Source organism: Bradyrhizobium sp. BRP20 (assembly GCF_020194215.1).
GTDB classification, from domain to species: Bacteria; Pseudomonadota; Alphaproteobacteria; order Rhizobiales; family Xanthobacteraceae; genus Bradyrhizobium; species Bradyrhizobium yuanmingense.
This window is the reverse complement of sequence record NZ_JADYVY010000005.1, coordinates 241,651-267,519: the sequence shown is the minus strand read 5'-3', so window position 1 is coordinate 267,519 and position 25,869 is coordinate 241,651. Positions and strand designations below refer to the sequence as shown.

General features: G+C 66.4%; 19 protein-coding genes and 1 pseudogene. 10 read left to right on the top strand and 10 right to left on the bottom strand.

All coding sequences use genetic code 11. From position 1 onward, the window contains the following. Positions 1 to 14: 14 nt before the first annotated feature. Entirely contained in the window at positions 15 to 380 is a 366-nt protein-coding gene (locus tag I6F33_RS14925) for a hypothetical protein (RefSeq protein WP_036006488.1), read from the top strand. Between the two features lie 51 nt (positions 381 to 431). Here I6F33_RS14925 and I6F33_RS14920 read toward each other — a convergent pair whose 3' ends face one another. Further along, positions 432 to 1,901 carry a caspase family protein gene (locus I6F33_RS14920; RefSeq protein WP_225143077.1) on the bottom strand — a complete coding sequence of 490 codons (1,470 nt, stop codon included), beginning with the start codon at positions 1,899 to 1,901 and terminating at the stop codon, positions 432 to 434. A 187-nt stretch (positions 1,902 to 2,088) separates the two neighbouring features. On the opposite strand from I6F33_RS14920, the gene I6F33_RS14915 reads away from it, so the two are divergent. Continuing rightward, positions 2,089 to 3,066 (top strand): hydroxyacid dehydrogenase, encoded by a 978-nt coding sequence (locus I6F33_RS14915; RefSeq protein WP_225143074.1) that lies wholly within the window; start codon positions 2,089 to 2,091, stop codon positions 3,064 to 3,066. Positions 3,067 to 3,072: 6 nt separating this feature from the next. Here I6F33_RS14915 and I6F33_RS14910 read toward each other — a convergent pair whose 3' ends face one another. Beyond that, positions 3,073 to 4,239, bottom strand: a complete 1,167-nt coding sequence (locus I6F33_RS14910; protein ID WP_225143072.1) for an ABC transporter substrate-binding protein — start codon at positions 4,237 to 4,239, stop codon at positions 3,073 to 3,075. A gap of 288 nt (positions 4,240 to 4,527) precedes the next feature. On the opposite strand from I6F33_RS14910, the gene I6F33_RS14905 reads away from it, so the two are divergent. From I6F33_RS14905 to I6F33_RS14895, 3 genes and pseudogenes are all read left to right on the top strand, one after another. Continuing rightward, positions 4,528 to 6,957 carry an EAL domain-containing protein gene (locus I6F33_RS14905; RefSeq protein ID WP_225114923.1) on the top strand — a complete coding sequence of 810 codons (2,430 nt, stop codon included), beginning with the start codon at positions 4,528 to 4,530 and terminating at the stop codon, positions 6,955 to 6,957. An 88-nt stretch (positions 6,958 to 7,045) separates the two neighbouring features. Further along, complete coding sequence (locus tag I6F33_RS14900) at positions 7,046 to 8,341, top strand: MFS transporter (protein WP_225143222.1); 1,296 nt, start codon at positions 7,046 to 7,048, stop codon at positions 8,339 to 8,341. Positions 8,342 to 8,497: 156 nt separating this feature from the next. Next, positions 8,498 to 11,079, top strand: a pseudogene (locus tag I6F33_RS14895) (EAL domain-containing protein). Positions 11,080 to 11,131: 52 nt separating this feature from the next. Here the strand turns inward: I6F33_RS14895 and I6F33_RS14890 are convergent. The 3 genes from I6F33_RS14890 to I6F33_RS14880 all read right to left on the bottom strand — a co-directional run bounded on the left by I6F33_RS14890 (position 11,132) and on the right by I6F33_RS14880 (position 11,953). Then, positions 11,132 to 11,353, bottom strand: a complete 222-nt coding sequence (locus tag I6F33_RS14890) for a hypothetical protein (protein ID WP_036006506.1) — start codon at positions 11,351 to 11,353, stop codon at positions 11,132 to 11,134. Positions 11,354 to 11,404: 51 nt separating this feature from the next. Beyond that, complete coding sequence (locus tag I6F33_RS14885; RefSeq protein ID WP_225114925.1) at positions 11,405 to 11,647, bottom strand: transcriptional regulator; 243 nt, start codon at positions 11,645 to 11,647, stop codon at positions 11,405 to 11,407. Positions 11,648 to 11,743: 96 nt separating this feature from the next. Further along, positions 11,744 to 11,953, bottom strand: a complete 210-nt coding sequence (locus I6F33_RS14880) for a cold-shock protein (protein WP_109145937.1) — start codon at positions 11,951 to 11,953, stop codon at positions 11,744 to 11,746. Here I6F33_RS14880 and I6F33_RS14875 point away from each other — a divergent pair. Next, on the top strand, positions 11,934 to 12,266 hold the full coding sequence (locus I6F33_RS14875; RefSeq protein ID WP_225143070.1) for a hypothetical protein: 333 nt from the start codon (positions 11,934 to 11,936) through the stop codon (positions 12,264 to 12,266). The genes I6F33_RS14880 and I6F33_RS14875 overlap by 20 nt on opposite strands. Here the strand turns inward: I6F33_RS14875 and I6F33_RS14870 are convergent. After that, positions 12,263 to 12,874, bottom strand: coding sequence for a TetR/AcrR family transcriptional regulator (locus I6F33_RS14870; RefSeq protein WP_109144943.1), 612 nt, complete (start codon positions 12,872 to 12,874; stop codon positions 12,263 to 12,265). The two genes, I6F33_RS14875 and I6F33_RS14870, sit on opposite strands and share 4 nt — an antisense overlap. A 130-nt stretch (positions 12,875 to 13,004) precedes the next feature. Here I6F33_RS14870 and I6F33_RS14865 point away from each other — a divergent pair, with 130 nt between their 5' ends. The 4 genes from I6F33_RS14865 to I6F33_RS14850 all read left to right on the top strand — a co-directional run bounded on the left by I6F33_RS14865 (position 13,005) and on the right by I6F33_RS14850 (position 19,784). Continuing rightward, positions 13,005 to 14,234 (top strand): cytochrome P450, encoded by a 1,230-nt coding sequence (locus I6F33_RS14865; protein ID WP_109144942.1) that lies wholly within the window; start codon positions 13,005 to 13,007, stop codon positions 14,232 to 14,234. 133 nt (positions 14,235 to 14,367) lie between these two features. Beyond that, positions 14,368 to 18,057: an AsmA-like C-terminal region-containing protein gene (locus tag I6F33_RS14860; RefSeq protein WP_225143068.1), complete on the top strand. Its 3,690-nt coding sequence runs from the start codon at positions 14,368 to 14,370 to the stop codon at positions 18,055 to 18,057. Between the two features lie 334 nt (positions 18,058 to 18,391). Beyond that, positions 18,392 to 19,510, top strand: coding sequence for a DUF2336 domain-containing protein (locus I6F33_RS14855; protein WP_225143066.1), 1,119 nt, complete (start codon positions 18,392 to 18,394; stop codon positions 19,508 to 19,510). A gap of 31 nt (positions 19,511 to 19,541) precedes the next feature. Then, positions 19,542 to 19,784, top strand: a complete 243-nt coding sequence (locus I6F33_RS14850; protein ID WP_225143065.1) for a hypothetical protein — start codon at positions 19,542 to 19,544, stop codon at positions 19,782 to 19,784. A 51-nt stretch (positions 19,785 to 19,835) separates the two neighbouring features. Here I6F33_RS14850 and I6F33_RS14845 read toward each other — a convergent pair whose 3' ends face one another. The 4 genes from I6F33_RS14845 to I6F33_RS14830 all read right to left on the bottom strand — a co-directional run bounded on the left by I6F33_RS14845 (position 19,836) and on the right by I6F33_RS14830 (position 25,848). Next, positions 19,836 to 21,542, bottom strand: a complete 1,707-nt coding sequence (locus tag I6F33_RS14845; RefSeq protein WP_225143063.1) for an ATP-binding protein — start codon at positions 21,540 to 21,542, stop codon at positions 19,836 to 19,838. Next, positions 21,539 to 23,053: an ATPase domain-containing protein gene (locus I6F33_RS14840; protein ID WP_225143061.1), complete on the bottom strand. Its 1,515-nt coding sequence runs from the start codon at positions 23,051 to 23,053 to the stop codon at positions 21,539 to 21,541. Before I6F33_RS14840 ends, I6F33_RS14845 begins: the two co-directional genes overlap by 4 nt. A 228-nt stretch (positions 23,054 to 23,281) precedes the next feature. Beyond that, positions 23,282 to 23,779, bottom strand: coding sequence for a GNAT family N-acetyltransferase (locus I6F33_RS14835; protein ID WP_225143060.1), 498 nt, complete (start codon positions 23,777 to 23,779; stop codon positions 23,282 to 23,284). A 197-nt stretch (positions 23,780 to 23,976) separates the two neighbouring features. Then, positions 23,977 to 25,848, bottom strand: coding sequence for a ferrous iron transporter B (locus I6F33_RS14830; RefSeq protein WP_225127759.1), 1,872 nt, complete (start codon positions 25,846 to 25,848; stop codon positions 23,977 to 23,979). Positions 25,849 to 25,869 lie beyond the last annotated feature (21 nt).

Below are 25,869 nucleotides of genomic sequence, written 5' to 3'. Positions count from 1 at the left end.
CTATTGGTGGGGCAATGAAGTGGTTCGCGAGGCGAGAGCCGGCAGACGTCTGGGACGAGCCGATCGGGGGGCCGCTCGGCGACATCGACGCAGCCGACCGGATTCGCAACATCTGCCAGGCTGCGCGGGCGATCGCCGAAGCCGCCGGCGCTTCGGCGCCGACCAGCACGCGCGAGCGCTATGAGCGCGCAGCCCGCGCTGCCATGGAGATCGCGATGAAGATCTCCGACGATCTGATGCGCGACGACGCCGTGCGCCGCATCGTGGATCTCTGCATGAAGGCTGAGGACATCAAGACGGCGCAGATCTTGTCGCGTGCGATCCAGGCAGGCTGGATTCGAGAAGCCGTGCTCCGGGACCATCCGGCCCTGTCGCAATGAGTTCGGCTCGCGCGATTGGCGCGAGCCGAATGTTGCTGGTGACGGACCGGCTCAGTATCTGCGGTAGCCACCGCTGTTATGGTCGCCGCCGCGGCCGCCCATTCCCATGCCGAGGCCGATCCCCACGCCGATGCCGATGCCCTGCATCACGGCCTCCGGCGGCGGGCCGCGATCCGGCGGCGGCGCGCGCTCGTAGACCACTTGCTCGGACGGCGGCCGTCGCTTGGGCGGCGTCTCGACCACCTTGCGCTTCGGCGGGGTCTCGTCGACGCGCTTCTTGATCACGGGCGGGACCGGCGTTGCCGGGGTCGCGGGCGTCGAGCACGGGCAGGTCGGCGCCATCGCGACCGCGACGGGCGTCGCCGCGGCGGCCACGGGCACGGTGTAGTTGCGGTTCTGCACGCGCAGCAGCAGCCGGCGCGCGGTTGCCGCGAGATCGCTGTTGTCCCAGTTCGCGAGGTATGCCTCGAACGAGGCGCGGGTGTTGATCGCGGTGGCACGCTCCCACGCCAGCATCTGGCGACGCCGCTCCAGCACGGTGCGAAGGCGCGGCGTGCGGGTGTCCTGGGCATACAGCTCGATATAGGCCTGATACGCCTCCACGGTGTCCTCGGTGATCACGAGCTCATAGGCGACCATGGCCGGCTTGCCCTGCAATGTCTTGCGCCAGTCCGCGACGTTGCGCGTGCCGCCGGCGAGCGCCATGGCGGATGCGCCGGGAAGAGCGGGCGTGCTGCCGCCGCTCTCGCCGAAGAACCTGAAATCGGTGGTCAGCGAGGAGCTTTCCCAGGGGATCTGCCGGCCGTCGGTCGACTGCGCCACCGCGACGCGGATGCGCTTGAACATCTCCTCGATCGGCAGGTTCGGCTGCTTGGCGACCGTCAGCACGGCCGTCGTGTAGGGGCTGTCGAGGCCGTTGCCGTCCTCGGCCTCGGCGCCGGGCGAGGTCGAATAGGAGATGAACGAGCCGGGCGCGCCGGCCTTGGTATCGACGATCGCAAGGCCGTGGCCGGCGCCGCTGAGCGCGGGGAACGGGTTGTTGCGGCAGGCATCAAGCATGAAGATGCGCGCCCGCGTCGGCAGCGCGCCGAGCGTGTTGAGCATGTCGTTCAGCCGCACGCCCTGCAGCGGGATGTCGGCCTCGCGCTTGGGATCGAGATCGACAGGCACCAGATAGTTCTCGCCGTCGATCTGAAGGCCGTGGCCGGCATAGAACACCAGCGCGACGGTGTCGGGGCCGCTGGCACTGACCTTGCCGGCGAAGTCCGAGATCGCCGCGCGCATCTCGGTCTGCGCCAGATTGGCCGCCGTGGTGACGGTGAAGCCCGCGCTGCCGAGCAGCTCCGTCATGCCCTTGGCGTCGTTGGCGGCGTTCGGCAGCTCCGGCACGGTGCGATAGGCCGATTGGCCGATCACCAGCGCAAGCCGCGCTTCGGCGGCCGCGTCCGTGGGCGTCACCAACTGGGTGAGTGCGAGAAGGCCGGACGCAAGAAGCAAATTCGAAAAGACTGGACGGCGCATGATGTCACCTCCAACGGCAATGCGCACGATGATGTCACTATTTCTAAGTCCGCGCCATGAGGGCGTCTGTGCGCTGGATCACGCAGGGGCCGCGGCAAAATGGGGCAGGGTATCTGCCGGAGCCGTCCTTGTGCTAGACCTTTCGACCGCGCTGACGCGGGCATTCTGCCAGTGAGGGAGGCTTGTCGTGAAGGTCCTGCTCGCGCACACCCCGGAGATGCGGCGCAATTATTACGGCGATCGCAGCCTGAACGGCCTGCGGGCGGCCGCCGAGGTGATCCTGCACGAGAAGGATGAGCCGCTGGACGCCGCCGGCCTGGTGCGCGCAGCCAAAGACGCCGACATCATCGTCGCCGACCGCATGACCGAAGGGCGCGGCGAGATCTTTGCGCAATTGCCGCGTCTGCGGGCCTTCGTCCGCTGCGCCGTCGACATCCGCAATGTCGCCGTGGATGCGGCCTCGCAAGCCGGCGTGCTCGTGACCCGCGCCGGGCCCGGCTTCGTGCAGGCCGTGGCCGAGCTCGCGCTCGGCTTCATGGTCGATCTCTCCCGCGGCGTGTCGCGGACCACCGCAGATTACCAGGCAGGCCGCAAGCCGGAAGCACGGATGGGCCGCCAACTCTCCGGCAGCCGGATCGGCATCATCGGCTACGGCAGCATCGGGCGCTACCTCGCCGAGATCGCAAAAGTGCTGCGCATGGAGGTATTGGTCTCCGATCCCTTCGTAACCGTCAGCGATGCCGCGATCCGGCAGGTCGATCTCGACGAGCTCCTCGCCGCATCGGACTATGTCGTCTGCCTCGCCATCGCCAACGAGCAGACCGAAAACCTGATCGGGGAGGCGGCGCTGGCGCGCATGCAGAAGCACGCCGTCTTCATCAATCTCTCGCGCGGCAATCTGGTCGACGAGGCCGCATTGGCAGGCGCGCTGCGTGAGGGCCGCATCGCCGGCGCCGCCATGGATGTCGGCCGCGCGCCGGACCAGATGCCGACGCCCGATCTTGCCAAGCTGCCGAATGTCATCGCGACGCCCCATGTCGGCGGGCTGACGCCGCAGGCCATCGAATACCAGTCGCTGGAGACCGTGCGACAGGTCGAGGCCATCGCGAGGGGAGAAATCCCGCAAGGCGCCGTCAACGCCGATCGCTGGACGCGGCGGCCGTGAAGGGTCTTAGAGCCGGTCCACCGCCTTGAACGTCCCGTCCTTCTGGATCACGGTCAGGAACACCTTCGGCGGCGTGTCGAGCATGCGTGTGCCGACGGTGACGATGCTGCCGCTGATGTCGAAACGGCCGGTATCGTTGATGGCGCGCAGCAGGCTGGCGCGGGTCGGATTGGGGCCGGCCTTTTCCAGCGCCGCGGCCGCAAGCCGGCCGGACAGATAGCCTTCCAGCGACACGAAATCCGGTGTCAGCGTCGGGTCGAACGCCTTCTGGGCCGCCTGGTAGTCGGCGACGAGCTTGAGCGAGCGGTCCCAGGGAAACGGCACCACCTGCGAGACGATGACGCCGTCGCCCTCAGGGCCGAGTTCCGCGGCGAGCGCAACGGCGCCGACGAAGGAGATGTTGACGAAGGTTGGACGAGCGCCGCCGCGGCGGGCGAGCTTGATGAACTCCGCGCACGGACCATAGGTCCCGACCATGACGATGGCTTCGGGGTCGGCGCGCTTGATCATGCGCCAGGCCTGGCCGACCGCGCGGGTGTTGCGCTCGTAAGTGCCCTCGGCGGCGAGCTCGAGCCCGCGCTTGGCGAGCGCCCGCTTCACGCCGACAAGCCCGTCGCGGCCGAAGGAATCGTCCTGGTAGAAGATGCCGATGCGGGTGAACTTGCGATCTTCGGTGAGATGCTTGATCCAGGCTTCCGCCTCCGCGCCGTAGCTGGCGCGGATGTTGACGACGTTCGGAAGCTCGAGATCGCGCAGGAACTCGGCGCCGGTGAACGGGCCGATGAAGGGCACGTTCCTGGAGCTGGAGATCGGTATCGTCGCCATCGCGGTCGGCGTGCCGACCGCACCGATCAGCGCGAACACCTTGTCGTCGTTGATCAAATGCAGCGTCTGCGCCACCGAACGGTCGGGGTCGTAGCCGTCGTCGCGGCTGATGAGCTGGAGCTTGCGGCCGTGAATGCCGCCCTTGGCATTGACCTCGGTGAATGCGGCGACGATGCCTTGCCGCATGCGCTGTCCCAGCGCAGAGGACGGGCCTTCCAGCGCCGCGGCCTGGCCGAACAGGATTGCATCCTCGCTGATGCCGGCCTCGTTGCCCCTCGCAACCAGCGTGGTCGCGGCCAGAAGCGCGATGGTCAGAACGACGGATCTCGCTGATCGAATTCGATGCATCGGGAGGCTTGCCGGATCCTTGAAAGAAACCTTGCGCAACATAGCCTTGCGAGGCTGAATAGCTCGCTAAGCGCCACGGCGCAGAGAGGCCGTATTGCACCGGGGAAAACCGGCAACTTATGTCGAGAAAGCCGGGATCGCTCGTGCACTTCGTTAACTAGTTTCCGCATTGCGGTACGGCTGGTTTCCGAAATTGTGCACTTCTTAACCGCCGTCTTGTTCCGATAGCGGCACCGGCACCTCAACCAGAGGTTCGGTTCGTCGCGGACAGGGGACGGCGGCTTCAAGATGGGCGGTCGCGATCAGAACGATCAGGATCGGAGACGTAGAGGCGGATGGTGGCGTGCCGCGCCGCTGCTCGGGCTCTATCGTCCTGCGCTCGTCGCGGTTGGCGTTGGCCTGCTGTTCTCGATCGTGGGCGCTGCCGCCGTCGCGCGGTGGGAAGATCGCGTCAACAGGATCGAGTTCGAGAACGCAGCCGAGACCCAGGCGATCGTCCTGCAGAACGGCATGAACGAGTACATATCGAGACTTCTCGCGCTGCGCACGTTGTTCGAATCGACCAACGAAGAAGTCACCCGCAGCGAATTCGAGACCTTCAGCGCCCGCCTGTTCGAGCGTCACCCCGGCATGCTGCGCATCTCCTGGTTGCCGCGGATCAACCGCAAGGAGCGCGCGGATTACGAGGCCGCGGCGATCCGGGACGGTGTGTCGAGCTATCACATCAAGGCGCTGCAGGGCGAGAGCTTCGTCATCGCGCCGCAGAGTGACGAATATTTTCCGGTGTTCTACTCGACGCAGCCGAAGACCTCGTCGGTCTACGGCATGGACTACACGACCGTTCCGGAGCGACGGGCGGTGCTGGAGCGCGCGCGCGACAACGATCGCGTCGCAGCCATGCGCACGCGCCTGTTCGGGCCGAAGGACAGCGACCGGCCGTCCTATGTCCTCGTCGTCGTTCCCGTCTACGCCAAGGGAACCTCGCGCGAGGAGATCGCGGACCGGCGCCGCAATATCGCCGGCGTCGTGGTCGGCGTCTTCGACCTGCCGCTGCTGATCCAGTCTATCCGCGTGACCACCGGAGCCAGCCCCGCGGTCAGCATGACGGTCTTCCCGCCGTACACGGCGCAGATCGTCAGCCTCGAGCAGATGCTGCCGGATTATGCGTCGGCCGCCTCGGCGCTGCGGTCGATGCGGGACATCGCGCGGACCCTGCACTGGTCGGGCAGTCTCAAGATCGGCGACACTGATTGGCAGGTGCGGGCGGTTCCGACCGCCGGCGGTCCGCTGGCGACGACTTACGACCGCGCGGTTGCGGTCCTCGTCGTCGGCATGCTGCTGACGCTGTCGCTGTCGACCTATCTGATGCTCGCCAGCCGCAATTCGCGGCGGCTGTCGCTGGCGAACCGGCGCGTGCTCGAGCTTGCCCAGACCGACATCCTCACGGGATTGCCGAACCGCGCCTTTTTCCTCACCCGGCTCGACGAGATGAACGGCAAGTTGAGCGTGAGGGGCGAGCCCTTCGCGATCCTGATGCTCGACCTCGATCGCTTCAAGAACGTCAACGATTCCCTCGGCCACGCGGCCGGCGATGCGCTGCTGCGCCAGGTGGCGCAGCGGCTGAAATCCGCGCTGCGCGCCAACGACGTGCTGGCGCGGCTCGGCGGCGACGAATTTGCCATCATCCAGCAAGCCGGCGAGGACCAGCGCGCCTGCTCGACCGATCTGGCGGCGCGGATCGCCAAGCTCGTGAGCGAGCCGTTCCTGCTGCCCGGACACCGCGTCGAGATCGGCACCAGCATCGGCATCGCAATTGCGCCGGATCATGGCAGCGATCAGGAGCAGCTCCTCAAGAAAGCGGATCTCGCGCTCTATCGCTCGAAATCGGCCGGCCGCAACTGCTTCACTGTTTATGATGAGGCGATGTCGGCCGAGCTGGAGGCCCGCAATACGCTGGAAGGAGATCTGCGCGACGCCATCGCGCGCTGCCAGCTGGAGGTGCACTATCAGCCGTTCGTCGACGCCCTCAGCGGCGAACGACGCGGCTTCGAGGCGCTGGTGCGCTGGCGGCATCCGACGCGCGGCCTGATCCCTCCGGACCAGTTCATTGCGCTTGCGGAGGAGACCGGGCTGATCGTGCCGCTCGGCGAATTCGTGCTGCGGCGCGCCTGCGCGGACGCAGCCGGCTGGCCTGCCGATCTCATGATCGCCGTCAATCTTTCGCCGATCCAGTTCAAGGAAGCCGAGCTGTTCGACATGATCTGCGCGGCGCTCGCCGATTCCCGCCTGCCGCCGCAGCGGCTCGAGATCGAGATCACGGAATCCGTGCTGCTGGAGCGCGGCAGCGAGAATCACGCCTTCATGGAGCGGCTGAAGCAGCTCGGGGTCGAGCTCGCGCTCGATGATTTCGGCACCGGCTATTCCTCGCTCAGCTACCTGACCGCGTTCCCGTTCGACAAGATCAAGATCGACAAGTCGTTCATTCGCAATCTGACGCAGCAGCCGCGCTCTTCCGCCATCATCTCCTCGATCGTGACGCTGGCGCGCGGACTGGACATGTCGGTCACGGCCGAAGGCGTCGAGACGCGCGAGGAGTTCGACCGGCTGAAGGCGCTCGGCGTCAATTTTGCGCAAGGCTATCTGTTCGGCCGGCCGCATCCGATCGAGCGGATCCTGTTCGACGCGCCGGTCAAATCATCACGGCTCGACGCCGCCTGAGCGCGCCCGAGGCATGCGCGAAAAGCGCTTGACCCGGACATCCCCAGATGGTCCGAAGAACCGTCTAGGGATGAAACAAGCACACAACATGCGGCTTCCGTTCTTCTACGGCTGGATCGTCGTCGCCGTGACCTTCGTCACCATGGCGATCGGCGTCAACGCGCGCACCGCCTTTTCGCTGTTCTTTCCACCCATCATCTCCGAGTTCGGCTGGGAGCGCGGCGTCACGGCGGGTGCCTTCTCCTTCGGCTTCGTTGTGTCGGGCGTGGTCAGCCCGCTGATCGGCCGCCTGATGGACCGCGCCGGTCCGCGCGCGGTGATGGAGCTCGGGGTCGTGCTGATGGGCGGCGGCCTTTTGCTGGCGCCGCTGACCAGCGCGCCGTGGCACCTCTATGTCACCATCGGCGTTATGGTCGGTGCCGGCAGCGTCTGTCTCGGCTATTCCGGCCAGTCGCTGTTCCTGCCGAACTGGTTCATCCGCAAGCGCGGCTTCGCCATCGGTATCGCTTTCGCCGGCGTCGGTATCGGCTCGGTGACGCTGCTGCCATGGGCGCAGCACATGATCGAGCAGACCGGCTGGCGCACCGCCTGCACCGCGATGGGCCTGCTCGTCCTGATCGCGCTGGCGCCGATCAACCTGCTGCTGCACAAGCGCCCGGAGGACATCGGGCTCCAGCCGGACGGCGATGCCGCCCCCGCCGCAGGCGCGGCAAGCCCGGTCTCCAACGTGGTCGATCACGTCTGGGTCAACACCGACTGGACGCTGCGGCGCGCCGTCGCGACCGCGCGGTTCTGGTGGATCGGGCTCGGCTATTTCTGCGGCCTGTACATCTGGTATGCGGTGCAGGTGCACCAGACCAAATTCCTGCTCGATATCGGCTTCAGCCCCGGCGTTGCGGTGTGGGCGCTCGGCATGGTCAGCCTGCTCGGCATTCCCGGCCAGATCGTGCTGGGGCACGTCTCCGACCGCATCGGCCGGGAGTGGGTGTGGGCGATCAGCTGTGCGGGTTTCGTCGTCTGCTTCGCCGCGCTGATCGCGCTGAGATATCAAGCTTCGCTCTGGCTGGTTTATCTGATGGTGTTCACGCAGGGCGCGCTCGGCTACGGCCTCACCTCGATCATGGGCGCGGTGGTGTTCGAGATCTTCCAGGGCAGGCACCAGGGCAGCATCTTCGGCACGATCATGCTCGCGGCGCTGGCGGGCGGTGCGGCCGGACCGTGGCTGACCGGCGTTCTCTATGATCGCGCCGGGGACTACACGCTGGCTTTCGCCCTCGCGATCGTCATGAGCGGGCTGTCGGCGCTCGCGATCTGGCGGGCGGCGCCGGGCAAGGTGCGGGCAGTGGCCGGCCGGCTGCACAAGCTTAAAACGGCATCCGAATAGGTCCAGTAAGCTTCAAGATACCTTCGGCGTTTTCGCGAAGCGTTAATCATGCCGCCTCTTGGCGCGGCGCGACGGAACTGCAAAAACGTCTTGGACACCATCGCAGCGTTAACCTCTCGCCGATTGCCGCATTTCCCGATGCCGCTGGTCCAGACGATGTCCGCCTCCGATCACCTTTCGACAGAAATTCCTGACGTGCTGCGCGCCGCGCTCGAACGCGCCGACGACGGCATCGTCATCGTCGATGAGGCGCATCGCATCACTCACTTCAACCCCGCCGCGGAACGGATCTGGAAGCTCGCCGCCGCCGAGGTGCTCGGCCGCGATGCCGCCGTCCTCACCCTCAAATGTCTCAAGGCCGGTGCGACCGCGGATTTCCGCGAGGAGATCAGCCTCGTGCGGCGCGACGGCAGCCGTATCAAGGCGCAGGTCGCGATGTCGTCGGCGACGGTCGACGGCGCGACCCATCACATTGTGTTCGCGCGCGACGTCACCCTCGATGCCGAACGCCGCGCCAGGATCGCACTTCTCCACGCGGTCTCCGACCAGACCAACCGCGTGGTGATCATCACCGATGTCGAGCAGAACATCGTCTACGTCAATTCCGCGTTCACGGCGCTGTTCGGCTATACCAGCGAGGAGGCCGAAGCCCGCCGCGCGGGCGAGCTCATTGCCGGCCGCCACACCGATCGCAAGGCGATTGCGAAGCTCGTCAAGCGGCTGATGCATGGCGGCCAGCGCGACGAGGCCGAGGTGCTCGTCTACGACAGGGATGGTGAGGAGATCTGGGTCTCTGCCCGGATCGACGCCTTCCGCGACAAGAAAGGCCGGGTCAAGCACATCTTCGCGCTACTCGAGGACATCACCGAATCCCGGCAGCTGCGCTCGCTGCAGCAACTGATCATGGCGGCGCTCGCCGACGAGGCGCCGATCACCGAGATCGCCGATCGGCTGTGCCGCCGCGTCGAGCAGATCGCGCCCGGCGTCGTCTGCTCGCTGCTGCACGTCGATGCCGCCGGCTTGCTCCATCCGCTGGGCGGCCCGAGCTTGCCCGAGGACTATTCCCGTTCGCTCGACGGCATCGCGATCGGTCCCGAGGTCGGCACGTGCGGAACCGGAGCCTTCTACGGCATTCCGGTTCTGGTCGCCGACATCGATGCCGATCCGCGCTGGCAGCCCTACAAGGCGCGGCCGCTCGAAGTGGGCTTGCGCGCCTGCTGGTCGACGCCGATCAAGGCCAAGGACGGCCGGGTCATCGGCACCTTCGGTTTCTATTATCGCGAACCGCGGGCGCCGAGCAGATGGCACCGCCAGATCGTCGATGCCTGCGTCAACCTCGGCGCGTTCGCGATCGAGCGCAAGGAGGCGCGCGCCGAAATCGCGCGGCTCGCCTATCACGACATGCTCACCGGCCTGCCGAACCGCGCGCAGCTGCGCCACCTGATCACGACCGCGATCAATGCCTGTCCGACCGGAGGCCATGTCGCGCTCGCCTTCCTTGACGTCGATCATTTCAAGGACGTCAACGACACGCTCGGCCACGCCGCCGGCGACGAGCTCTTGATCCTGCTCGCGCAGCGCCTGCGCGAGCAGATCGGTCCCGACGACATGCTGGGACGGCTCGGCGGCGACGAATTCGTCATCCTGCTGCCGCAACGCAATGCCGAGGCCGCTGAGCGCATCGCGGCCGGGATCACCGAGGCCCTGTCCGCACCGTTGCGGCTCGGATCGAAGCTGATGCCGATGTCCGCCAGCATCGGAATCAACTCTATCCGGATCACGCCACCGACATCGACACATTGATGCAGCAGGCGGACGCCGCCATGTACATGGCCAAGCAGGCCGGACGCTCGACGCATCGCCTCTTCAGTGCCGAGATGAACGTGCTCGCGGAGCAGCGGCTGGCGCTGATCGCGGCGTTGCGCCGCGCCGTCGCGGAAGGTGTGCTGAGCCTCAGCTATCAGCCGCAGATTCGCAGCTGCGACGGCGCGATCCACGGCGTCGAGGCGCTCGCGCGCTGGCGCGATGCCGTGCTCGGCGACGTCTCGCCGGCAAAGTTCATCCCGCTCGCCGAGGAATGCGGGCTGATCGAGCAGATCGGTATGTGGTCCGTGCGCGAGGCCTGCCGTCAGATGGCGAGCTGGCGCCGCGCCGGGCTCAACATCCCCTGCGTCTCGGTCAATCTGTCGCCGATCAATTTCCGCAACGTCACGCTGGCCGCGCGGCTCAAGGACATCCTGGCCGAGCACGATCTGCCGCCGGATGCGCTGATGCTGGAGATCACCGAAGGCGCGTTCATGCAGGACGGAGCCGCGGCGCTGGAGACGATGAACGCGATCCGCGAGCTCGGCGTCGGCCTCTCGGTGGACGATTTCGGCACCGGCTATTCCAGCCTCAGCCGGCTAGCGCATCTGCCGATCCGCGAGCTCAAGATCGACCGCAGTTTCATGCGCGACATCGAGCAGGACGCGGGCGCGCTCGCGATCGCCACCGCCGTGGTCCGCGTCGGCCAGGGCCTCGGCATGAGCGTGGTCGCCGAGGGGGTCGAGACCGAGGGGCAGCGCAAGACGCTGGCCGAGCTCGGCTGCGACATCGTCCAGGGCTTCCTCTACGCTCCCCCGCTGCCGCCGGTCGCCTTCGAGCGCTGGCTGATCGAGCATTGCGCCGAGCAGGCGAGGGCGATGCTGGGGCGGCTTGACCTTGTGGCGGACGAGGTTGCCGTGAAGCAGTCGGCGTAGCCGCCTTTGAGCGGTAGGAACGCATCAGCGACCGGCGGCAGAACGGCCTTCGCTAGAGCATCGAAAGCACGACAATGCCTTCCTCGAGCTCTCCTGAAGCCAGGCGCGCCCGCGCCATGCGCTCGAACTCCGTGCGATGCTTCTGTAGATAGCTGAAGGCCTGCTTCTGCGTGTTGAATGTCGTTGCAAGCCGGCACATCTGCCGATTTGCGCCGGACGCGAGAAAGAATGTGATGGTTCCGTGATCTGGCTTTATGCGAGGCACGATCTGCACTCTCCGGCATGGGATCGGCACTTCAGATTTCGCAGGCGGCGTTGAAGACGGCTATCGCGCCAACTTCCTTGTCCGCTTCTTGAGCTTAGGCACCGGCAAAGTCGATCGAAGAGCTTCATCGGCCGCTTCCCTCGCCTGGCGCGCCTCTCGAAGTCGCGCCATGTTCTTGCGAACCTCGATGGCTTGCCTTTCCACGTCCGCCAATGCCCGCGCGCCCTCTTCGGCGGCCAGGCGCTTGCGATCGGAACGTGTAATGCTTTCGGGTGACGGCTCTGCCGGCTTCTTGCTGCTCATCGTTCACCCGGATCCGCAAAGACTAAACCCGCTCAATCCAGGGATTGAGCGGGCAAAGCGACCGTTTCAGTACATCCGTGAAACGGCGCAACGATCTCAAGCCAGCGAGAGGTTCTCGGCGCTGACTTTGCCTCGCATCTTGTCGGTCTTGATCTCGAAGTTGACCTGTTGGCCTTCGCCGAGACCGGCAAGCCCAGCCCTTTCAACGGCGCTGATGTGAACGAACACGTCGTTGCCACCGTCGTTTGGCTGGATGAAACCGAAGCCCTTTTGGCCGTTAAACCACTTGACCGTACCTGTCGTCATTTTCTTCTCCAAAGCGCGCGAGCGCATCCCGCGCGACGATCGCGCGGTTACCTTCAACTTCGTCGATGTCTTTGGAAAAGGAGCCCGCGGGCGCATTCAACAAGGCACAGCGGCTAATCGAACGACTTCAATATATACGAGTTTCATGCATTTGCAAGGAGCGAAGCCAGTTTGTTTGCTGCGAGGCCATTCTTCTGTTCCGATCGCGGCGCTTTGCTGTGTCGGTCGATCTGCGAGCAAGGCGTTATCGATTGACCGAACAGGTCTGCTGACGATCAGCCTATCGGCGCGGCTGCGCCGCCCGCGCCGCTAGGCTGAGGCCAATCCCGTCCTCCGCCGCAAATCCGTGATCGCGCGCAGGAAACTGTCGGCCGGCGTCGTCTCGGGGTCGATCAGCCGGTGCAGGCGAAAGCCGTCTTCCAGCGCGAGCACGACGGAGGCGATCCAGGGCGGGTTCAGATTGACGTTGCGCCCGTTGCTCTTCGATGTCGCCTCGATGATGTCGGCGACCAGCCTGCGCCGCGCGCGCAGGCGTTTGGCGAGCTCCGGGCGGCGCTTTTCGGCCCGCGCCACGAACAGGATCATCTCCATGTGCAGCAGGGGCGAGCGGCCGAGCGGATCCTGGCGGCTGCGGTCCATCGTCTTCAACGCCGCGATGAAGTCGTCGAGATTGTCGTGCTGCGCCAGGATGTCCATGTTGCGCCGGATCGACTGCGCGACATGGTCCTCGAGCATGGCGATGATCAATTCGTCCTTGCTCTTGAAGTTCGAATAGAACGCGCCGCGGGTGAAGCCCGCCGCCGCCGCGATCGCCTCGATGCTGGCGCCGCCGATGCCGTCCGCCTCGAACACGCGCGCGGCCGCCTCGAACAGCGCCTCGCGCGTGTCGTCCCTGGTCGGCCTGGTTCTCACCCTTGACATCGGCGCAGCTTAGGGCAGAATGCAACTCGATACAACAATGTATCGAGTTGATAATTTACAGGGATGGTTACGCCGGGCGATGGGGCAGCCTTGCGTATGCGTGTCGTGCGGCAACCGATCCGAGGTCACCATGAACGAGCAAGTGCAACCCGCTGGCGGACCGCTGTTCAACCCGCTCTCGCCGGATTTCATCCGCGATCCCTATCCGCACTATGAGCGGCTGCGCACGGTCGATCCGATCCACGTGACGCCTTTCGGCCAGTACGTCGCCAGCCGGCACGCCGAGGTCAGTCTCGTGCTGCGTGACAAGCGCTTCGGCAAGGATTTCGTCGAACGGACCACGCGCCGCTACGGCCCGGAGATCATGAAGGAGCCGGTGTTTCGCAGCATGAGCTACTGGATGCTGCAAGCCGATCCGCCGGACCACACCCGGCTGCGCGGCCTCGTCGTGAAGGCCTTCACCGCCCGCCGCGTCGAGGACATGCGACCGCGGATCCAGGAGATCGTCGACCAGGCGATCGATGCCGTGATCGAGCGCGGCCACATGGACCTGATCGAGGATTTCGCCTTCCGCCTGCCCGTCACCATCATCTGCGACATGCTCGGCATCCCCGAGGAGCATCGCGAAGTGTTCTACAAGAGCTCGCGCGACGGCGGACGGCTGCTCGACCCCGTGCCGCTCTCGCCCGAGGAGATCCGCCAGGGCAACGCCGCCAACTTGATGGCGCAGATGTATTTCCAGCAGCTGTTCGAGCTGCGCCGCAAGAATCCCGGCGACGACCTCATCACCCAGCTGGTGCAGGCCGAGGAGGACGGCAACAAGCTCACCAACGAGGAGCTGACCGCCAACATCATCCTGCTGTTCGGCGCAGGCCACGAGACCACGGTCAACCTGATCGGCAACGGCCTGCTCGCGCTCCACCGCAACCCGGATCAGCTTGCGCTCCTGAAAGCGAAACCGGAGCTGATGACGAACGCGATCGAGGAGTTCCTGCGCTATGATTCCTCGGTGCAGATGACCGGGCGCGTCACGCTGGAGGAGATCGAGGACCTCGGCGGCGTGACGATCCCCAAGGGCGAGACCGTGCTGTGCCTGCTCGGCTCGGCCAACCGCGATGGCGCGGTCTACCCCGACAGGCCCGACCGGCTGGACGTCACCCGGGCGAACGTCAAGCCGCTGTCGTTCGGCGGCGGCATCCATTTCTGCCTGGGGGCCCAATTGGCGCGGATCGAGGCCGAGATCGCCATCGCCACGCTGCTGCGGCGGCTGCCGGATTTGCGCATCGACGACATCGAGACCCCGGAATGGCGGCCGACCTTCGTGCTGCGCGGGCTAAAGCGGCTGCCGGCGAGCTGGTGAGGGGGCTTGCGCGTTAACCTCCGCGCGCAACAGTCGCTGTGACTTCGCCATACTTCCCCCTATATAAGGGGCTGTTCCGGCGCGCCTGAGGCTCTCAGCTTCGGCCCAGGCCGGTTTGGCCGAGGGGAGACCCGTGCAGACGACGCTGCTCGGATTGGCGATTGCCTTCATCATTGCGCTGCTGGCCGCGCTGATCGGGCCTTACTACATCGACTGGAACCAGTTCAGGCCCCAGTTCGAGGCGGAGGCCGGCAAGATCATCGGCGTGCCGGTGCGGGTGGCGGGCGAGCTCGATGCGCGGCTGTTGCCGGCGCCGACGCTGCGGCTGCGCGGCGTCACCTTCGGCGGCAACAACGATCTCGGCCGCCTGCGCGCCGACAAGCTCGATGTCGAGTTCAGCCTCGGCTCCCTGATGCGCGGCGAATGGCGCGCCACCGAGCTTTCGGTCGGCGGCATGGCGGTCGATCTTGGTCTGGACGCGCGCGGACGGGTCGATTTGCCCTCCACCGCGAGCGGCACCTTCAACCTGGCCTCCCTCGCCATCGAGCGGCTGAACCTCACCGGCCGCATCGCCTTGCACGATGCCGCCAGCCGCTCGACGCTGGAATTGAACGACATCGCCTTCTCCGGCGATGTGCGCTCGCTCGCAGGCTCGGTGCGGGGCGACGGCAGCTTCACCGCGCGCGGCGTGCGCTACCCGTTCCGTGTCTCCTCCGGCCCCAGCGCCGACGGCAGCGCCACCCGTCTCCACCTCAACATCGATCCCGGCGAGCGCGCCATCCTCGCCGATCTCGAGGGCGTGCTCGCCTTCGACAATCGCCAGCCGAAATTCGAGGGCGCGCTGACTCTCGCCGTGCCCGCGGCCAGGAAGGCGGGCGAGGCGGGGCCGACGCCCTGGAAGCTGGCGACCAGGCTCAAGGCCGATCCGGCCGGCGCCAAATTCGAGCAGATCGACGCGAGCTTCGGCCCGGAGGACACCGCGCTGAAGCTCGGCGGCGTCGGCGACCTCAGGTTTGGCGCATCGCCCTTGCTGCGCGCGGTGCTGTCGGCGCGGCAGGTCGATGCCGACAGGCTGACCGCCAAGGATGATGCCGATCCGCAGCGCGTCCTGCCGGCGCTGCGCGCAGGGCTGGCGGCGATCCCGCAGGTGCCGATCCCTGCCCAGATCGAGTTCAATGCCGATCAGATCATGCTCGGCGGCCGTCCGCTCCAGAACATCGCGACCGAGCTTGCGACCGACGGCCGGTCCTGGACCTTCCGGCGGCTGGAGCTGCGCGCGCCGGGCATGACGCAGGTCTCGCTCAATGGCGCGGCTCCCGGCGCCGACAGTTTCAGCGGCCGGCTCAGCGTTGAATCCCCGGATCCCGACACGCTGGTGGCCTGGCTGCAGGGCCGCAGCGAGATCACCCGCCGCAGCACGCGGCCGCTGCGTCTCGCGGGCGACGTCACCATCGCACCCAATCATCTCGCCATCGACAGGCTGAAGGCCGACATCGATGGCGGCGCGATCGAAGGCCGCATCGTCTTCGTGCAGACAGGCGCGAGCAACGGCTCGCGGATCGATGCGGACCTCAGGGCCGACCGGCTCGACCTCGATGCCGCCACGAGCTTCGTGCGCGCGCTGGCGGGGCCGCAAGGCGAATGGCCGGAAGAGGCAAAGCTCTCGCTCGATATCGGCCGCGCGATTTCCGCCGGCCAGGAGCTGCGGCCGTTCGCAGCCAGGCTCGCCTACAGCCCGGCGTCGCTGTCGCTGGAGCAGCTGCGCTTCGGCCAGGGCGGCGGCGTGACCTCGGAGGCGAGCGGCAGCTTCGACCGCACCAAGACGACCGGCAAGCTCGCGCTGAAATCCTCGGCCAATTCGCTGCGCGAGCTCACCGCGCTGGTCGAGCCGTTCGCGCCCGCGCTGCGCGCGCGCCTCGATGCGCTCCCGTCCTTGCCCGGCGCGACCCGTCTCAAGCTCGATCTCAGCCTCGACAAGAACGCCGAGCATGCCGATCGCAGCAATGCCCGCTTCGTGCTCGACCTCGACGCACCGCAGCTCAAGACGACGGCGACCCTGGCCGCGCAGACGCCGGCGGCCGCCATCGGCGGTATCGACCTCGAACGCCTGCGCAACAGCGACTTCACGCTGGACGCGAAAGTGGCGGCGCCGCAAGCCGGCGCCTTGTTGGCACTGCTGGGGCTCGACCGCATCGTGGCCGCGGGCGAGGGCGCCTCGCAATTCGAAGGACGGTTGAGCGGAGCCTGGCGCCGTCCCTCGCAATTGAACGCAAAGCTCAGCGGCGGCGGGCTCGATGCCGACGCGCAAGGCAGCGTCGAATGGTCGGAGTCCAAACCGTCCGAACCCAAATCGTTCGAGCCCAAATCGTTCGAACCGAAGGCGAGCGTGAACCTGCGCGTGCGCAACGCCAATCTGGCGCCGCTGCTCGGGACCAGCCCGGCCGGCAAGTCGGCGCAGAACGTCAGCCTGTCCTCCCGCCTCACGCTCTCCGGCAATCGCCTGACCTTCGGCGATCTCGACGGCAATGCCGCGGGCTCGCATCTGCGCGGCCATGTTTCGGTGACGCTCGATCAGGACAAGAGCATCGACGGCGAGGTCGGTCTCGACTCGCTCGATCTGGCGCCGGCGCTCGCAATCGCCGTCGGCGCAGCCGGTCGTGAGTCCGGCGAGCCGCTCAGCGCAGGATTGGTCAGCGGCTGGCGCGGCCGCATCGCCTTCCAGGCCTTACGCGGAACGTTGCCCGGCGGCATCGAGCTGCGCCCCTTCGGCGGCACGATCCGGAGCGACGGCCAGTCGCTCGCATTCGATGCGCTCAAGGGCGGCGTCGGCGGCGGCGACATGTCCGCAAGCCTGGACGCGCGCAATGGCGCGGGTGGGCTTGCGCTGAACGCGCGCATCGAGCTCAGCAACGTCGATGCGGCGGCGCTGCGCTATCGCGACCTCGCCCTGCCCAAGGGGCGCGCCTCGGTGCAGATGGCGCTGACCAGCCAGGGCCGCAGCGTCGCGGCCTTGACCGGTGCGCTCGCCGGGAACGGCACGGTGACGCTCGAATCCGCCGAGATCGCCGGCCTCAATCCGCGTGCGTTCGAGATCGCCATCCGCGCCAGCGACGGCGGCCAGGTCAATGACGACAACCGGCTGCGGCAGCTCGTCGAGCCCGCGCTGTCGGCGGGGCGCATCGCGGTGCCCTCGGCGCAGATTCCGTTCACGATCCGCGACGGCCGCCTGCGCATCGGCGCAACGCCGCTGGAAGCGAAGAACGCCCGCGCCATCGTCTCCGGCGGCTACGACATTCCGGCGGACCAGGCCGACATCCGCGCCAGCCTGACGCCGATCATGACGGGGCTTTCCGGCGCCCCGCCCGAGATCCAGCTGTTTGCGGCAGGCCCGCCCGACAGGCTGAGCCGTACCATCGACCTCGCACCGCTGTCGTCATGGCTTGCGGTGCGCACGATCGATCGCGAGACGCGGCGGCTCGACGCCATCGAGCGCGGCGAGCCGCCGCCGGCCACCGCTGCGCTGCCGACGCTGGTGTCCCCGGAGATAGCGACCGAGCAGGCGCCACCCAACGTGCCGCTGCCGGGCCAGGACCCGCGTCGCGCGCCGGCAAAGCCCAGGGTGGCGCCGACCCCGAAAGCTCCGCAGGCCGCGCCCGCCGCGCCAAGCCCCTCACTGACAAGCCCTTCACTGACGAGCCCGCCGCTCGCGAGCCAGCAGCTCGCGCCGCTCCCTCCGGCCATCGACGTGAAGCCCGCCCCGGGCCCGCCGCCCGCCAAGCCCAGGCCGAAGCCGCCGCTGGTGCTGACGCCGCAGAATCCGTAGACGGCGCTATCTAAAGCGCTCCGTTGCCGATGCTCGTCATGCCCGGGCTTGTCCCGGGCATCCACGTTCTTTGTGCCATGCGGCAAGGCGTGGATGGCCGGGACAAGCCCGGCCATGACGCGGAGAGGTTTCAGTGCCCAAAGCTTCTCGGCTCTTGCACAACAGTAAATCCATTCCCTCGCATTTGACGGAATTTTCGTCGGCAAAACTGATTTGCCGACTTTACTGAATTCTCGCGTTTCATCTCTAGCGTGGGTTCCCAGAGGAATTCGGCGTCGCGCCGCGAGCGGCGGGACGGCTCGCCAACGGGCTGCCAAGAACTGGGGTGATCGAGATGAACGGGGCGAAATCGCTTCTGCAGGATCTGGACGACGCGATCGCGCGCGGCACCGACGAAAGCCGGTCACGCGCATTATGGCATGCGACCGACATCCTGATCACCGGCCGCTACAGCGACGACGAGATCAGCATGTTCGGCGAGGTGATCGGCCGGCTCGCCGACGAGATCGAGGTGGCAGCGCGCGCGCAGCTCTCCGAAGTGATGTCGGCCTGCGATCACGCCCCGCTCAACGTCATCGAAAGGCTCGCCCTCGACGACGAGATCGCGGTTGCCGGTCCCGTGCTACGCGATTCCAACCGCATCGACGAGAAGATGCTGGTCCAGAGCGCCATGACCAAGGGCCAGGCGCATCTGCTGGCGATCTCGCAGCGCCAGTCGATCGGCGAAGCCGTGACCGACGTGCTGGTCAAGCGCGGCAACCAGGAGGTCGTGACTTCGGTCGCCAAGAACGAGGGCGCGCGCTTCTCCGGCTCGGGTCTCTTGCACATGGTCCGCCGCGCCGAGGGCGATTCGATCCTTGCCGAGCAGCTCGGCCTGCGCAAGGACGTGCCGCGCCACATCTTCCAGCAGCTGATCGCGAAAGCCTCCGAAGACGTCCGCCGCCGCCTCGAGACCGAGCGGCCCGAGATGATGTCGCAGATCCAGAGCTCGGTCACCGAGGTCACCGGCGATCTCCAGTCCAAGTTCGGCCCGTCCTCGCGCAGCTATTTCGTCGCCAAGCGCGTGGTCACGACGCAGTATCGCCAGGGCAATCTCAACCAGGACTCGATCTCGAACTATGCCCGCCAGCATCGCTTCGACGAGGTGCAGATCGGCCTGTCGCTGCTGTCGGCGCTGCCGGTCGACGTGATCGAGCGCGCGCTGATGGACCGCAACCGCGAGATGATCCTGGTGCTGTGCAAGGCGCTCGACTTCTCCTGGGACACGACGATGTCGCTGTTGTTCCTCGGCGCCAAGGATCATCTGATCACGGCGCGCGAGCTCCAGGACAACGAGCGCGAGTACGGCCGGCTCAAGATCGAGACGTCGCGCAGCATTCTGAAGTTCTACCAGTCGCGCAAGACCGGCGCGGGTGCCGATGCGGGCCGTCAGCCCGAACTTCAAGTCCACTGACAGGTCCACTGAGGAGAGGGGAGTACCTGCAATGTTACCTCAATTCGGCACCGCCGTTCGCAAGAAGAATCTCGCCAATGCCGGCGCCACCGATCTCGGCGGCGCAGCTTCGGACAAGGCCTCGGTGGACGCCGCCTGGCTCGTGCTGGAAGCCGCCAACGACCTCGGCGACCACGCCGCGGTGGACGCCTGCCGCCGCGTTATCGACGCCGAGCTGAACGGCACGGCGGCCCGCAGCGCCGACGTCGATCTCGTGCTGGGATATTTCCGGTAAGGCTCCGGAGATCGCGCTCGGAGTTGAGCGCAGCGAAGTCCGGAGGGACTCTCAGCACGAGTTGGAGCGTTTGGCGCCTGCATCGCGCCGAAGACTTGACTTCGCCGCGGCCAAGGCTGCAGCCAGCTCATCGATGTGATAGGGCTTGGGCAGGATCTCGATACCAGCGCTTTCCGCTTCATGGACCGAGGCTTCGGCGTAACCGCTGGTCAGCAATATCGGTATGTCGCTTCGTCTTGTCCTGATCTCGCGCGCAAGCTCGACCCCGTTCATGCCGCCCGGCATCATGATGTCGGAGAAGATCAGATCGATGGGACGGCCATCCGCCAGGGCACCAAGCGCTGCCGCGGCGCTGGAGGCGCGCGTGACGTCGTAGCCGAGCTGGCCCAGCATCTCGCTGACCAGCGCGGCAACCTCGTTATCGTCTTCCACCAGCAGGATCCGGCCCTGATTGCTCTTCTTGGGCCTCGCCCTGGTGAGATCGACGAGATGTCGCGGGCTCGACGGAGCATCGAACGATCGCGGCAGGTACAGCTCGATGCTCGTGCCGCGGCCGACCTCCGATTGAATGCGCACCGTGCCTTGCGACTGCGTCGCAAATCCATGGACCTGCGCGAGCCCAAGCCCGGACCCTTTGCCGACGTCCTTGGTCGTGAAGAACGGCTCGAAGACGCGCGAGAGAATCTCCGGAGGCATACCGATGCCGGTATCGATCACGGATAGCCGGACGTAGTCGCCGGAGATCTGATCGTCCTTGAGATCGGGCAGGTTTTCTCCGCGCACGATGATCGTGCCGCCGTGGGGCATGGCATCGCGGGCGTTGACGGCCAGGTTGAGAATGACCAGCTCGAGCTCGCCGGGGTCGACCTCGACCGGCCAAAGCTGCTCCGGAAAGTCGAACTCGACGTGGACGTCGCCTCTCAGGCTGCGATCGAGCAGTTCGCGCATTCCGCCGATCTGCGCGGCGACGTCGACGGGCTGCGGCCGCAGCTTCTGCCGCCGAGAAAATGCCAGAAGCTGCTTGGTCAAGCTGGCACCGCGCTGCGCGGCCTGGATCATCCCATCCATCAGGCGGCGACGGCGGTTCGGATCCGTCTGGCGGTCGAGCATGTCGAGCCCGCCGGAAATCACCATCAGCAGATTGTTGAAGTCGTGGGCGACACCACCGGTGAGCTGGCCGATGGCCTCGATCTTCTGGGCCTGCCGAAGCGTTTCCTCGACCCGGGCGCGCTCCTTCATCTCGAGCCGAAGCTGCTCGTTGGCTTCTTCCAGCGCCCGGGTCCGCTCGATCACGAGCTTCTCGAGCTCCTGCGCCGTCTGTTCGCGCGCTTCCAGCAAGGCCCGGATTTCATATTGGCGCCGGCGTGCCCGCATCGCCGATTGGATGGCGCTGGTCAGCGTGATCGGCTGAACCGGCCGCTCGAGCAGCGACACGTTGCGGAGAAGCTCGACGATACTGCGTCGCCACGCGACGACCGCGGGCCGCTCCCGGTGACTGGTGAGAACGACGAAGGGCAGATCGGACCACGGCGGCTGGCCGGCGATCCACTGCGCCAGCGCCGCGGTGTCCTTGCCGAACAATCCTTCCTCGGCAAGAAACACCGTGCCGACGCCTGCCGTCATTTCGGTGACGAGTTCGGCCAAGTCCCGGCAATTGACCGCCTCGAGGTTCGCGTTGCGCAAAAGTTCGGCCGATGCCGGCCCGTCGCGGCCCACCGGGGCGAAGACGAGAACGCGGTGATCGCGCTGCGCGCTCATTCGAGCGGCCCTTCCGGGAGGGCCGTGCCGGTATAGCGCGGATTGCCGGAAAAGATGCCGCTGAACTCATGAAGAGGCGGGCCCAGCTTGATCCCGCTGCTGCCGAGCCGGAATTCGCGGATGCCGTGCTCGTGGCCGCCGCTGCGCTTCTTGACGACCGACAAGGCGCGCCGAACCGTTCCGGCGAACTCGAAATAGCGCAGCATCACGACTGCATCGCTCAAATAGCTGAGGTCGAGCGGCGTATCCATGGGACCGACAAGCCCATGCTGGGCGAGGATGAGGATGGTGAGCACGCCCTGCTGGGCCAGGTAGCTGAGCAGTTCGTGCATCTGCAGGACGAGGAAACGTTCATCCGGCATCGCGTTCAGATAACCGTTCAAGCTGTCGATGACGATGATGCGGGCATTGTCGACCTCGACGCTCCGGCGGAGCGTTGCCGCGAACTCACCCGGCGACAATTCGGCCGGATCGATCTGCTGAAACCGGATCTTTCCGGAGGCGAGATGTTTGTCCAGCGGCAGCCCGAGCGCTCTGGCGCGGGCCTCCACCGTTCCGCGCCCTTCATCGAAGGCGAAGAATACGGCGTGCTCGCCGCGTTCCGCCGCCGCGATGGCGTAGGTCAGCGCAACTGACGACTTGCCGACGCCGGCCGCGCCGAGGAGAAGTGCGTTGGTGCCGCGCTCGAGCCCGCCTCCCAGGAGCTGGTCGAGCTCGGGGTTGCCGCTGGTCACCATCTCACCGTCGAATGATCTGTGATGCTCGGCTGCGACGAGCCGGGGAAATATCCGCAGCCCCCCTTGCGCGATCGTAAAATCGTGAAAGCCGCCGCGAAAACGGATGCCGCGCATCTTGATCACGCGAAGCCGCCGCCGCTCGGCACCGTAGTCGATGGCCAACTGCTCGAGCATCACTACGCCGTGCGCGATCGAATGCAGTTGCAGATCGTCCTGGGACGATGAAAGATCGTCGAGTAGCACGACGGTGCAGTTGCGATTGGTGAAGAAGTGCTTCAGGGCCAGAACCTGGCGCCTGTATCTGAGCGGGTTCTGCGCCAGCAGCCGCAATTCGGACAGGCTGTCGAGCACCACGCGGGTGGGATTGATCCGTTCGACCTCCTTGAAGATCAGACCCGTGGTCTCACTCAGCTCCATCTCGGCGGGATGAAAAACCGTGAGCTCGCGCTCGGGATCGAGCGTCGTTTCCGGCGGCACCAGCTCGAAGATGTCGACGCCGTCCAGTGACCAGCCGTGCCGCCGCGCCACCACAGTGAGCTCGCGTTTGGTCTCGGAGAGAGAAATGTAGAGAACGCGTTCGCCGTCGCGCACGCCCCGAAGAAGGAATTGGAGCGCAATCGTAGTCTTGCCTGTGCCCGGCCGGCCTTCGTAGAGATACATCCGGTTGGCATCGAGGCCGCCGCCAAGGATGTCGTCCAGCCCTTCGCTGCCGGTTGACACCCGCGGCAAATCCTTGAAGTCGCTGCCTGGGGCAGCGGAGGATTGACCGGTCATGAACCCCCCTTACGCGTATCTTCCCAAAGCTCCATGCGCTCCAGGCGCATGCCGGAGCCGGATGACTGAAAAGGTCCGTCTAAGGAACTCCGATGCCGGGCCTGAGTTCCCGCCCGACTGGCGGTCCGGCGACCGGTTCGTTGCCGCTCAGACTGTGCCGACCCGTGGATGGTGTCGGTTCAAAAATGAACACAAACGGTCCGCTCGCGGTCCATCCCGTTGCTGCTCTCACTGCCGGATGCGGTAGATCACGACGTCCTCGCCGTGACGGTTCGTGCTTCGCTCGAGCTGGTAGTTCGACTTCTCCAGCACGCGCCGCGATGCACCGTTCCCGACATACACAATGCCGATGAGAGACGGCAGTGCGAGCTGTGACAGCCCGATGTCCGTCAGCGCGGTCGCGATCTCGCTGGCAAATCCTTGGCCCCAGAATTCGCGCTTGAACGCGTAGGCGATTTCGACCTCGTCGACGTCGTCCACGAGAATGTGCCGAATGCCCGCCCGTCCGGCGAAGGCCCCGTCCTTCGTTCGCAGCGTCCAGAGTCCGAAGCCGTGCTGGTCCCAATGGGCCATGTTGGTTGCGAGATAAGCCCTCGTGACCTCGGGCGTCCGCACCCCGCCGAGATAGCGGGAGACCTCGGCGTCGCGATGCAGCGCGACGAGGTCGGCGAGGTGATCCTCGCGCAACCGCTCGGCGGTCAGGCGGTCGGTGGTGAATTGGTCCACGGCAACAGATCGCCGCTTCCGAGGCGTCTCGTCGTTCATGCTGCTATCGCTGCGGGCTGATCGTGACGTCATGCCCCTGTTTTGCCCGACGGGTCAACGGGCGACGGCCGGATCGTTGCCTTGCGCGTAACTCATTGATTTCACGACCCCCGGTCTACTGTGCATGGGGTTGTTTTCGCAGTTTCGTTTTGGAAGGGCTACCCCGCCCCCAGCGCGACGGCGACGTTGTACGTCACGAGGCTCGCCGCATAGGCCAGCACCAGCATGTAGGCGAAGGTGGCGCCCATCCAGGCCCAGCTGCCGGTCTCGCGCCGGATCACGGCGAGCGTGGAGGCGCATTGCGGGGCGAAGATGTACCAGGCCAGCATCGACAGCGCGGTGGCGAGCGACCATTTTGTCGCCAGCACCTGGCCGATCTGCTCGACCGCTTCGTTGCCGCCCTCGATCGCATAGACGGTGCCGAGCGCCGCGACCGCGACCTCGCGCGCCGCCATGCCCGGGATCAACGCCACCGCGATCTGCCAGTTGAAGCCGACGGGGGCGAGCAGGGGCTCGAGCGCCTTGCCGATCATCGCCGCCAGGCTGAACTCGATGGCCGGCCCGGTCGCGCCCGCGGGCGGCTGCGGGAAGGAGGCCAGGAACCAGATCAGCACCATCATCGAGAAGATCGTGGTGCCGGCGCGCTGCAAGAACATCTTGGCGCGGGTGTAGATGCCGATCACGATGGATTTCAGCCGCGGCATCTTGTAGTCCGGCAGCTCCAACATGAACGGCGCCGGCACAAAGTCGCGCAGCATGAAGAACTTGATCACGAACGAGACCAACAGCGCGCTGATGATGCCGGCGGCATAGAGGCCGAACATCACGAGGCCCTGCAGGTTGATGAAGCCCCAGACGTCTCTGGCCGGGATGAAGGCGGAGATGATCAGCGTATAGACCGGAATGCGCGCCGAGCAGGTCATCAGCGGCGCGATCAGGATCGTGGTCAGCCGGTCGCGCTTGTTGTCGATGACGCGCGTCGCCATGATGCCGGGAATGGCGCAGGCAAAGCTCGACAACAGCGGAATGAAGGCGCGGCCGTGCAGGCCGGCGCCGCCCATGATGCGGTCCATCAGGAACGCCGCGCGCGCCATGTAGCCGAAATCTTCCAGGAGCAGGATGAACAGGAAGATGAGGATGATCTGCGGCAGGAACACGATGACGCTGCCGACGCCGGAGATCACGCCGTTCTGCAGGAAGCTTTGCAGCAAGCCGTCGGGCAGGGTGGCCTGCACCAGCTCGCCGAGCGAGTCGAAGCCGGACTTCAGCAGCTCCATCGCCGGCTGCGCCCAGGCGAACACCGCCTGGAACATCACGAACAGGATCAGCGCCAGCACGATCAGCCCGCCGACCGGATGCAGCACGATCGCGTCGATCCGTGCGGTCCAGGTGTCGGGGCGAGCAGGCAGGCTGACGCAGTCGGCGATGATACGGTCGGCCTCGCGTTGGGTGGCACGCAGCTCGGAGACGCCGAGCGCGCGCCAGCTGTTCTCCACCGGCTCGGCGGCGAGCTCCGCGGAAATCTCGTCGGTCAGCTTGAGCAGGTCGGCCGTGCCGCCCTTGCGCACCGCGATCGAGGTGACCACGGGCACTCCGAGCTCCTTGGCGAGCCGCTTGACGTCGACCGTGATGCCGCGGCGGCTTGCGATGTCGAACATGTTGAGCACGAGGATCATCGGCCGCCCGGTGCGCTTCAGCTCCAGCAGCAGGCGGATGGTCAGGCGCAGATTGGTGGAATCGGCGACGCACAGCACGAGATCGGGCAGGGTCTCGCCGGAGGCCTTGCCGAGCACGAAGTCGCGGGTGATCTCTTCGTCCGGGCTGCGGCCGCGCAGCGAATAGGTGCCGGGCAGGTCGACCACGGAGACCTGGCGGCCGAGCGGGGTGACGAAGAAGCCTTCCTTGCGCTCGACCGTGACGCCGGGATAGTTCGCGACCTTCTGCCGGCTGCCGGTCAGCGCGTTGAACAGCGAGGTCTTGCCGCTGTTGGGCGTGCCGACCAGGGCGAGATGCAGCAGCGGTGCTTCCATGGGATCAAGGGCCTGCGGGGC

Bases quoted from the DNA above. Each gene is read 5' to 3' on its own strand.
- I6F33_RS14905 (WP_225114923.1), top strand. From the start codon at position 4,528: ATGGGCGGTCGCGATCAGAACGATCAGGATCGGAGACGTAGAGGCGGA.
- I6F33_RS14920 (WP_225143077.1), bottom strand. From the start codon at position 1,901: ATGCGCCGTCCAGTCTTTTCGAATTTGCTTCTTGCGTCCGGCCTTCTC.
- I6F33_RS14865 (WP_109144942.1), top strand. From the start codon at position 13,005: ATGAACGAGCAAGTGCAACCCGCTGGCGGACCGCTGTTCAACCCGCTC.
- I6F33_RS14910 (WP_225143072.1), bottom strand. From the start codon at position 4,239: ATGCATCGAATTCGATCAGCGAGATCCGTCGTTCTGACCATCGCGCTT.
- I6F33_RS14840 (WP_225143061.1), bottom strand. From the start codon at position 23,053: ATGACCGGTCAATCCTCCGCTGCCCCAGGCAGCGACTTCAAGGATTTG.
- I6F33_RS14870 (WP_109144943.1), bottom strand. From the start codon at position 12,874: ATGTCAAGGGTGAGAACCAGGCCGACCAGGGACGACACGCGCGAGGCG.
- I6F33_RS14830 (WP_225127759.1), bottom strand. From the start codon at position 25,848: ATGGAAGCACCGCTGCTGCATCTCGCCCTGGTCGGCACGCCCAACAGC.
- I6F33_RS14855 (WP_225143066.1), top strand. From the start codon at position 18,392: ATGAACGGGGCGAAATCGCTTCTGCAGGATCTGGACGACGCGATCGCG.
- I6F33_RS14925 (WP_036006488.1), top strand. From the start codon at position 15: ATGAAGTGGTTCGCGAGGCGAGAGCCGGCAGACGTCTGGGACGAGCCG.
- I6F33_RS14845 (WP_225143063.1), bottom strand. From the start codon at position 21,542: ATGAGCGCGCAGCGCGATCACCGCGTTCTCGTCTTCGCCCCGGTGGGC.
- I6F33_RS14850 (WP_225143065.1), top strand. From the start codon at position 19,542: ATGTTACCTCAATTCGGCACCGCCGTTCGCAAGAAGAATCTCGCCAAT.
- I6F33_RS14880 (WP_109145937.1), bottom strand. From the start codon at position 11,953: ATGACGACAGGTACGGTCAAGTGGTTTAACGGCCAAAAGGGCTTCGGT.
- I6F33_RS14885 (WP_225114925.1), bottom strand. From the start codon at position 11,647: ATGAGCAGCAAGAAGCCGGCAGAGCCGTCACCCGAAAGCATTACACGT.
- I6F33_RS14900 (WP_225143222.1), top strand. From the start codon at position 7,046: ATGCGGCTTCCGTTCTTCTACGGCTGGATCGTCGTCGCCGTGACCTTC.